The sequence below is a fragment of the Sulfurimonas sp. genome, assembly GCF_047622445.1.
Classification (GTDB): Bacteria; Campylobacterota; Campylobacteria; order Campylobacterales; family Sulfurimonadaceae; genus Sulfurimonas.
Map to the genome: position 1 here is coordinate 1 of NZ_JBLHOE010000095.1, position 8,990 is coordinate 8,990.

Sequence of the window (8,990 nt, forward strand, 5' to 3'; positions counted from 1 at the left end):
GTATAAAGTCACTTCCTCCACTTTCAAAAACAATTATAGATATTAATAAGATATATGCTGACCCAGATGCTTCTATAATGGAGTTAGCTCATATTGTAGAACATGATCCAATGATAATTGCAAACCTACTCAAAGCTGCTAATTCACCGCTCTATGGTTTTGCAAGAGAAATACGTACTGCTTCTCAGGCTGTTTCTCTTTTTGGTATGAGTATGACTCGCTCCATTGCACTTTCTAATGCCGTGAGAAAATTACTGAATGTTGATATGAAACCCTATGGGATAACATCTGAAAAATTTGCAGCAATCTCAGAACTTCAAGCTAACTTGATGATGAAATGGTATAAACAGATTGATAAACAAAAAGCTGAGAAACTCTATCTAGCAACATTTTTGCAAGAAACAGGAAAAATTATTATTGCAAATAGTATTATTCAAGAAGATGAAAGTACCTCTTTTTATTCTGAAATAGAACTTTCAAATAATATCGCTCAAGTGGAAAAAATGTATGTACAAGCAACAAGTTCAGATATTACAGCAAAGGTATTTGAACACTGGAATTTTGATAGTGAGTTTATAAATATGATTAAATTTGCAGATAATCCACTCTCAGCTCCGGAGAAGATTAAAGAATACTCCATGGCATTACATATCGTAAAAGCAATAGTCCCTGTAAATAAGCCATTTGATGAGGTTTCTATAAATATAGGTCTCAAACGTGCAAATGACGCAGGGTATGATCACGAATTATTAGAGGATGCAGTAGATGACATCCTAGATGAATTAGAAAAAAATAAGTAATAGGAAATATATGAGCAAGACAGTAACAGTAATAGATACATTTGGATTTTTCTTTCGTAGTTTTTATGCACTTCCACAACATTTAAAAAACAAAGATGGCTTTCCAACAGGACTCTTAACAGGTTTTACAAACTTTATAGCAACACTTCAAAAACAGCATGACAGTGATTACATTATATTTGCTATTGATACAAAGGGACCTACATTTAGAAATGAGATAGATCCAAACTATAAGGCAAATCGTTCTGCACCACCAGAAGAGTTAGTTATGCAATTACCGGTGGCGATAGAGTGGATAGATAAAATGGGCTATAAAACACTTGGAAAAGTTGGTTTTGAAGCAGATGATATGATTGCTACTGTGGCGAAGTTAGCAAAAGATGCAGGTCATACAGTTCGCGTTGTTTCTCATGATAAAGATTTGTATCAACTTATTGATGATGGCAAGGTAGCAGTGATTGATGCTATAAAGAGAAAGACTATGGATGAAGCAGCTTGTTTTGAGAAGTATGGTGTAACACCTTTGCAGTTTATAGATTACCAATCAATCCTTGGCGATAGTGCAGATAATGTTCCTGGAGTTAAAGGAATAGGAAAGGTTGGTGCTGAGAAACTTTTAAAAGAGTTTGGAGACTTAGATAATATCTATAAAAATGTTGGGCTTGTAAAGGGTGCAATGCAAAAGAAACTTCTTGAGTATAAAGAACAAGCATATATGTCAAAAGAGTTAGTGACACTTAAACTTGATGTATTAGAAAGTATAGATTTTGAAGAATATAAAATGGATGTTGAACATCCATTTTTAAATATTTATGATGAACTTGTGCAGTATGAACAAAACGCAATCCTTCGAATGCTTCGTGCTAAAAATCAAGTAACAAGCGAGATGGAAGACAATGCAACGCAAGCTACAGAGATACAAATACCTGAAGAATTAAAGCTTGAATTTAAAGCTACACTTATAGATGATGAAAAAGAGTTAACTAAAATCCTCTCACAACTTAAAGTGGATACGATTGTCGCTTTTGATACAGAAACAACAGGACTCGAGTATGAGAATGATAAGCTAGTTGGATTTAGTTTTTGTTTTAATGATACAGAGGCGTATTACGTACCTTTTGCACATTTCTATCTTGGCGTTGGCGAGCAAGTAAGTGCAGATGTGGCTAAGAGTGCTATGCGAAAAATATTTCAATCAAAAGTAGTGGGGCATAACATTAAGTTTGACCTTCATTTTGTGAGTAGGTTTTTAGAGGATGATACTTTAGAAGTGCATGCTGATAGCATCATTTTAGCGTGGCTTGTAAATCCTGAGAGTGGTTTAGCTATGGATAAGTTAGCAGATAAATTACTAGACCATACAATGGTAGCTTTTAAAGATACGGTGAAGAAGGGGGAAACATTTGCGGATGTAGATTTAGAAAGTGCATGTGGATACGCTGCTGAAGATGCTTTCATTACTTTAAAGTTATTTTACCTTTTAAATGAAAAGCTAGAACTTCAATCTGCAAGTCATCTCATAGAGGCATCGCAAAAAATCGAAGTACCTTTTATAACAACATTACTTACAATGGAGAAAGAGGGTATCAAACTAGATACAGTTTTTCTTGAAAAGTTTTTAGTTGAGGTAAAAGAAACATTAGAGACCTTGACTAAAGGTATTTATGAGCTCGCAGAGAGTGAATTTAACATTAACTCAACGAAACAGTTAGGTGTTATACTTTTTGAGCACCTTGGTCTTCCTGTAGGTAAAAAAACAAAAACGGGATACTCTACAAATGAAGCAGTACTATCAGGCCTTAAAGATGCGCATGCAATTGTCCCTTTACTTTTAGAATACAGAGAAGTATACAAGCTATACTCTACCTACATAGAACCACTTCTAAAGTTAGCTAAGGAAGACTCTCGTAGTAGAATTCATACTTCTTTTTCTCAAACAGGAACAGCGACAGGACGTCTAAGCTCTAAAAATCCAAATCTACAAAATATTCCTGCAAGAAGTAAACTTGGTTTAAAAATCCGTGAAGCTTTTGTATCCGAGGATGGAAAGAAGTTTATAGGTATAGATTACTCTCAAATAGAACTTCGTTTACTCGCACACTTCTCCGAAGATGCAATATTACTCGATGCCTTTAGAAGTGATAAAGATATACATATGCAAACAGCTATCGCACTTTTTGGTGAAGAGGAAGCTGCCTCGAAACGTTCTGTGGCTAAAACCGTAAACTTTGGACTTCTTTATGGAATGGGACAGAAAAAACTCTCAGACACTTTAGGCATTACAACAAAAGAAGCAAAAGGAATTATAGAAAGATACTTTGAAAGCTTTCCAACGGTGAAGACGTACTTTAGAAGCATAGTAGACAGCTCAAAAGAACTTGGCTATGTTGAGACGTTACTCAAGCGTAGACGTTACTTCGACTATGAAAATGCAACACCTATGTTTAAAGCAGCATTTGAAAGAGAATCGGTAAACTCACTTTTTCAAGGAAGTGCGAGTGATTTGATTAAACTCTCTATGAATGAGATTCATAAAGTGATTCAAGAAGAAAATTTGAATGCTAAAATGCTTTTACAAATCCATGATGAACTTATCTTTGAAGTTAATGCGGGTGAAGAAGAAGCTTTAGCAGAGCGTTTCCAAAATATCATGGAAAATATTATGGAGCTTCGTATTCCACTAAAAGTTAGTGTAAATATTGGCCATCATTGGGGAGAATTAAAATAATGCAGCAATTAGATTTAAACTTAGAATTAGAATATATATTTATGCCATCAAAAGTTCCATCGAAGAAGCTTATGATTATTTTACATGGTCGAGGTGATTCTTCTGATGGTTTTAAAGGGTTTCCTCCATATTTAGACATTGAGAACATGAACTACATACTTTTTGATGCACCTTTTGAGTACTTCACAGGATTCTCTTGGTATCAACTTCCTCCCGAGCAACTTCCAGGAATTGAGTACTCGAGTACACTTTTAACGCATGATTTAGATACGCTTTTTGAAAGTCAATTTAATGTAGAAGAGAGTTTTCTTTTTGGTTTTTCTCAAGGCTCACTCTTGACATTTGAGTTTGGAGCGAGGTATGGGAAAGTTTTAGCTGGATATATTGCAATAAGTGGTTATATTTATGACGCTCCAAAACTTTTAGAAGATATGAACCAAGATGTACAAAAAGGAAAGTGGCTCTGCAGCCATGGAACCTCCGATGGTGTACTTCCATACGAAACTTCAAAAGATCAAGTTGAGGTTTTACAAGATGGTGGTTTTGATATAGAATTTGTAACTTATGATAAAGATCACACAATTGTAGAAGAAGAGTTAAAGATGATAGCTTCATGGGTAAAGTCTACTTTTTCCTAGAGACTTTATACACAAAAGAAAAAACCTCTGCCACTGCTTTATATAAAGCATCTGGTACTTCTTTGTCAAGTTCCACATTTGAGAGTAATTCGATTAAATCTTCATCTTTTTTGATGGGGATGTCATTAAGTTCAGCGATCTTTATAATGTTATCAGCTGTGCTTCCCTCACCTTTAGCAACAAGACGAGGAGCCTTTTCTTTTTCGGTATCGTAGCGTAAGGCTGCTGCTTTAATCTTTTTCATGCTTTCACCTCAAATCCCATATAAATACTTTTCTCTTGTTGTTGGTATGGCGAAGTAGATACTTTAGATATTTTCGGTTCATATACACGTATCTCTCTTGGTGTGATTTGGGCATCTATAAGGGCTGAGCGAAGCATTGGGATATTGTCTTGAATAACTGATTTAAACTCTTCATTTAATGAGTATATATGCAGGTTAAGTTGATTTTTTTCATAGAGTGTTAGTTTGAGATTTACTTCACCATAATCTTTTAGTTTGAGGTAAATATCACAGTAAAACTTATCATCATCTGATTTTTTCATCTCAATGTTACCTTCCTCCATCATATCCCATGAAAAAGGTAAGTATAGTGAAGTCCCATTAGATAAATGTGAAATAAGTTGATAGTTGTCAATTTGAAGAGAAAGCTTATCTATTTGTTTGGTAATTTCAACTTGGTTTGGATGGTTGGACTTTGTTATTTCATCACTTGCCTGAAGCAGAACTGCTTTTAAATCGTTAGTTGTCATCTCTTTTATATTATTTTGTGGGTGAAGTTTCTGCGCTGTATTTAAAGTTTCTAGTTTATTTAAAATTTGTGTCGTATCTTTATGAAAAATAGGTTCACCCTTTTGGATAACCTCTTTTATCTCTTGACTTAGACTTGTTATCATCTTAGGTACTTTGTTTTCTAAAAATGATTCGAGTGAAGTCTTTGGAACTGTAGCAGTTGGCTCAACATTTTTTAAGACCTGCAAGATTTTTTCTAAGGAAGCCAATATACTTTTAGACTCTATGGGCAAGCTTTTACTTAGGACAGTTGAGACTTGTTCTAGTGACTCTTTTATTGGTGCTAATTTAAAGTTTTCAGGGGTCAATAACTTTGGTTCTATTTTATGTTCTAAACTCGTAAGTGCTTTGGTAATAACAGGATTGTGAATACTGTCAGTTTTGGATAAAGTAGTCTTTATTTCTTGACTTAGATTTGTTATCATCTTAGGTACTTTGTTTTCTAAAAATGATTCGAGTGAAGCCTTTGGAACTCTAGCAGTTGGCTCAACATTTTTTAAGACCTGCAAGATTTTTTCTAAGGAAGCCAATATACTTTTAGACTCCATGGTAAAGCTCTTTGACATAAGAGTAGAGACTTGTTCTAAAGATTCTTTTATTGGTGCTAATTTAAAGTTTTCAGGGGTCAGTAACTTTGGTTCTATTTTATGCTCTAAACTCGTAAGTGCCTTGGTAATAACAGGATTATGAATACTGTCAGCTTTGGATAAAGTAGTTTTTAGCGTAGAAATTAGTTTCTCTACATTAGTAGAGAGTTGTTGTAACGCTTTTGGATTGTCATTCGCTGTTTTTATACACTCAAAATTTGTTATTGGTTTTATATCAGGAGTATTTTTAATAGTTGGAGTCTGTACAGACTTAAGTACTTCAGTATTGAGTAAAACCTTTACTTCATTTGCAATTGTTCTACGAATGGATGAATTACTCGATTGAAGGTTTTTGACTAAAGAAATAAGTGCATTCTTAAGCTCAAGTTGAGGGTTCTGCACATTCTTTAGTTTGGATTCTAGAATAACACCAGAGTTTTCAAGCTTTTGCTTTAACTCCGAGTTTTTTAAATCTTTCACATCACTTAAAAATGTTTGGAGTACTTTTTCTAAGGGTAGGGGATTTTTCTCAGACTTTAGGCTACCCAGTAAATCTTTGATGGTTGTTGTAACATTACCTAAGTTTTTTAAAGTAGGGTTGTCTTTAACTAGTTGGAGTAATTCTCTGTTTGACTCAGGTGTGGAAGCACTTTGTTTAAGTAAAGAGCTTAAAACCGTTTTTAAATCCTTCCCTTGAGTGATTGCTTTGAGCTCCTGATGTGTAGCTTCACTTATGACCTTCGATAGTGCCTTATTTGTATTTGGAAGTATAATCCCGAGTTGCTTAAAGTCTGAAATATTTATCATGGTTCAAGTATATCGTTATTGGGTTAAATAACTTGAGTATAATTAGAAAAAATAAGAGAAGATCATCGATGAAAAAATATTTAATAACTTCACCAGAATTGTACACAGATACTCCTAGCATTTTTAGAAAAATATTACATAAACAGTTTGGAATTCATAGACCAGAGTATGCACTTTATAGAGACAAATCAAATCCAAACTATGAAGGTCAAGCTTCACATTTTGTAGAAGTGTGTAAACAATCTGAAAATATTAAAAGCTTTATTCACCAAAAAGTAGATTTAGCGAAAGAGCTGAATGCAACAGGGGTACATTTAACATCGCTTCAATTTGGGGAAATCATAAGAGCTAAAGCTCAAGGACTAGAAGTTATAATAAGTACTCATACATATGCAGAAGTCCTCCAAGCGCAAAAATTAGGTGCAGACGCAGTTACGTATAGTCCAGTTTTTACTTCACCAAATAAAGGTAAACCAAAAGGCTTAGAAGATTTAAAAGAGCTTATAACTAAATGCAATATTAAAGTTTTTGCACTTGGTGGAATTATTAAACAAGAACAATTGAGACTCTTCAAAGATATTGAAATATATGGTTTTGCCTCGATACGTTATTTTGTAGATAAATAATATATTATAAGGTCATATAATACTAGATTGAGTCGAAATTTCGGTATACTCATTCACTAAATTTATACAAAGGTTATTGAATATGTCTAAGTTGTTGATTATTGAAGATAGTAAAATGCTTTGTAAGATTTTTACTGAACTCTTAACTAAATATACTGATTTTGATTTTGATATAGCCGAAACTTATGCTCAAGCAAAAAGTTTTGTAAGCAAGGAACGTTACCAATTTGCTGTAGCAGATATGAATCTTCCAGATGCAAAGAGTGGTGAAGTTATTCCACTTTTAAACAAGCATAATATCGCTCCAATTGTTTTTACTGGTATCTTTGATGAAGATTTTAGAGAAGGATTTGAAACTTCTCACATTGTAGACTATGTGCTTAAAGAAAGATATGAAAATATACTGTATGTTGTAGAAAAACTTAAGCAATTAGAGTTAAATAAGACAAAAACAATCCTGATTGTTGATGATTCAACTTTATATACAAACTTTTTAAAGCAAAATCTATTACTTCACCATTTCAAAGTTATAACTGCTTCAAATGGAAAAGAAGGTCTCGAAAAACTTGAAGCACATCCAGAGGTAGAACTTGTGATTACGGATTATCATATGCCTATTATGGATGGTTTAGAATTTGTGCGTAAGGCAAGAAAAAAGAGAAATAAAAAAAGTCTAAGTATCATAACTCTGACATCAGATACAAACTCTTATACAACAAGTAGATTTTTAAAAGAGGGCGCTAATGATTACATTACCAAGCCTTTTTCAAGAGATGAATTTTACTCAAGAATTTATCAAAATATAGAGTCCGTTGCTATGTTTGAAGATATGCAGAGTAATTTTGATGATGATATTATTAATCTTCTTTCTGACATAACAGAGTTTAGAAGTGCTGAAACAGGTTCTCATGTAAAAAGAATGGGTGAATATAGTTATATTCTTTCAAAACTAAGTGGAATGTTTGAAGAAGAAGCAAGACTTATTGGCAAATTAGCAATTTTACACGACATAGGTAAGGTAACAATTCCAGACACTATTTTATGTAAGCCAGGTAAGCTGGATGCTGATGAATTTGAAGCAATGAAAGAACATGCAAATGCTGGTGCAGCTCTTTTAGACAAAGCATTTCTAAGTGATGAAAATGTTGGTAAGATTGCTAAGGAGATAGCACTTCACCATCATGAAAGATGGGATGGAACAGGGTATCCTCATGGATTAAAAGGTGAAGAAATACCTATACATGCAAGAATAGTAGCTATAGTAGATGTATTTGATGCATTAATAAATAAACGAGTATATAAAGATCCTTGGGAGCTAGATGAGATTTTACAATTCATTGAGAGTAAGTCTGGTGTTTATTTTGATCCAAGATTAATCAAATTATTTTTGAAAAATATTGACTGTTTTGTTAATGTACTTCATAAATTTGGATCTGATTATACGGAAGCGAAATATTGTAAAATAGTGTAATTTCAGGAGACTAGCATTTAGCAAAAGCTTTAGGCGAGATACTTCACCGGCCTGCATTTTTACCACTTCCTGAATTCATTTTACGAATGCCATTTGCTGAAGGGGCTAGTGTACTTACGGACTCAAAAGAAATTTACCCAAGAACACTAGTGTCTGCAGGGTATAAATTTAAATATAAAACAATAAAAAAATCTTTGGAACATTTTCTCTCCTAATTAACATTTCCTTCTTATTTGAAAAGTCTTTAAATAGTATTATACTTATTGGATTTAAAATTTAAAAAGGAGAAAGTATTGAAAAAAGTTTTAGTTATTGATGATTCAAAGCTTGCAAGAACAGCTATCAAAAAAGTACTTCTTGCATTAGAATATGAAGTTGTTGGGGAGGCTATTGATGGACTTGATGGTTTACAAAAGTGTAACGAATTAAATCCTGACCTTATAATCGAAAAGATTTCCCCGTACCCTTGGGTCGGTCGGCAACAGTTCAAGAAACCATACAGTACAATATGGAATGAGTGAGCATGTATTTAAAAGTCAT

General features: G+C 33.5%; 9 protein-coding genes. 7 read left to right on the forward strand and 2 right to left on the reverse strand.

Annotated elements, in window-relative coordinates; translation table 11 throughout:
• The first annotated feature begins 2 nt into the window (after positions 1 to 2).
• Genes ACI9TV_RS15140 through ACI9TV_RS15150 form a run of 3 tightly spaced genes read left to right on the forward strand, consistent with a single transcriptional unit; the run spans position 3 to position 4,166 of the window.
• The gene (locus ACI9TV_RS15140) at positions 3 to 800 is read left to right on the forward strand and encodes an HDOD domain-containing protein (RefSeq protein ID WP_415251662.1); all 798 of its coding nucleotides are present in this window, start codon (positions 3 to 5) and stop codon (positions 798 to 800) included.
• A 10-nt stretch (positions 801 to 810) separates the two neighbouring features.
• Entirely contained in the window at positions 811 to 3,528 is a 2,718-nt protein-coding gene (polA, locus tag ACI9TV_RS15145) for a DNA polymerase I (RefSeq protein ID WP_415251663.1), read from the forward strand.
• A complete protein-coding gene (locus ACI9TV_RS15150; RefSeq protein ID WP_415251664.1) occupies positions 3,528 to 4,166 on the forward strand; it encodes an alpha/beta hydrolase in 639 nt (212 codons plus the stop codon). Before polA ends, ACI9TV_RS15150 begins: the two co-directional genes overlap by 1 nt.
• Here the strand turns inward: ACI9TV_RS15150 and ACI9TV_RS15155 are convergent.
• On the reverse strand, positions 4,153 to 4,410 hold the full coding sequence (locus tag ACI9TV_RS15155) for an EscU/YscU/HrcU family type III secretion system export apparatus switch protein (protein WP_415251665.1): 258 nt from the start codon (positions 4,408 to 4,410) through the stop codon (positions 4,153 to 4,155). The genes ACI9TV_RS15150 and ACI9TV_RS15155 overlap by 14 nt on opposite strands.
• Complete coding sequence (locus ACI9TV_RS15160) at positions 4,407 to 6,353, reverse strand: flagellar hook-length control protein FliK (protein WP_415251666.1); 1,947 nt, start codon at positions 6,351 to 6,353, stop codon at positions 4,407 to 4,409. The genes ACI9TV_RS15155 and ACI9TV_RS15160 overlap by 4 nt, the downstream gene beginning before the upstream one ends.
• A 68-nt stretch (positions 6,354 to 6,421) precedes the next feature.
• Here ACI9TV_RS15160 and ACI9TV_RS15165 point away from each other — a divergent pair, with 68 nt between their 5' ends.
• The 4 genes from ACI9TV_RS15165 (at position 6,422) to ACI9TV_RS15180 (ending at position 8,971) form a co-directional block, all read left to right on the forward strand.
• Positions 6,422 to 6,979 (forward strand): thiamine phosphate synthase, encoded by a 558-nt coding sequence (locus ACI9TV_RS15165; protein ID WP_415251667.1) that lies wholly within the window; start codon positions 6,422 to 6,424, stop codon positions 6,977 to 6,979.
• A gap of 82 nt (positions 6,980 to 7,061) precedes the next feature.
• Positions 7,062 to 8,450, forward strand: coding sequence for a response regulator (locus tag ACI9TV_RS15170; protein ID WP_415251668.1), 1,389 nt, complete (start codon positions 7,062 to 7,064; stop codon positions 8,448 to 8,450).
• A gap of 77 nt (positions 8,451 to 8,527) precedes the next feature.
• The gene (locus tag ACI9TV_RS15175; RefSeq protein ID WP_415251670.1) at positions 8,528 to 8,665 is read left to right on the forward strand and encodes a DUF1731 domain-containing protein; all 138 of its coding nucleotides are present in this window, start codon (positions 8,528 to 8,530) and stop codon (positions 8,663 to 8,665) included.
• A gap of 78 nt (positions 8,666 to 8,743) precedes the next feature.
• On the forward strand, positions 8,744 to 8,971 hold the full coding sequence (locus ACI9TV_RS15180; protein ID WP_415251669.1) for a hypothetical protein: 228 nt from the start codon (positions 8,744 to 8,746) through the stop codon (positions 8,969 to 8,971).
• Positions 8,972 to 8,990 lie beyond the last annotated feature (19 nt).

What these genes read in the sequence shown, in the direction of transcription:
- ACI9TV_RS15165 (WP_415251667.1), top strand. Translation starts at nt 6,422, where the DNA reads ATGAAAAAATATTTAATAACTTCACCAGAATTGTACACAGATACTCCT.
- polA (WP_415251663.1), top strand. Translation starts at nt 811, where the DNA reads ATGAGCAAGACAGTAACAGTAATAGATACATTTGGATTTTTCTTTCGT.
- ACI9TV_RS15170 (WP_415251668.1), top strand. Translation starts at nt 7,062, where the DNA reads ATGTCTAAGTTGTTGATTATTGAAGATAGTAAAATGCTTTGTAAGATT.
- ACI9TV_RS15150 (WP_415251664.1), top strand. Translation starts at nt 3,528, where the DNA reads ATGCAGCAATTAGATTTAAACTTAGAATTAGAATATATATTTATGCCA.
- ACI9TV_RS15155 (WP_415251665.1), bottom strand. Translation starts at nt 4,410, where the DNA reads ATGAAAAAGATTAAAGCAGCAGCCTTACGCTACGATACCGAAAAAGAA.
- ACI9TV_RS15160 (WP_415251666.1), bottom strand. Translation starts at nt 6,353, where the DNA reads ATGATAAATATTTCAGACTTTAAGCAACTCGGGATTATACTTCCAAAT.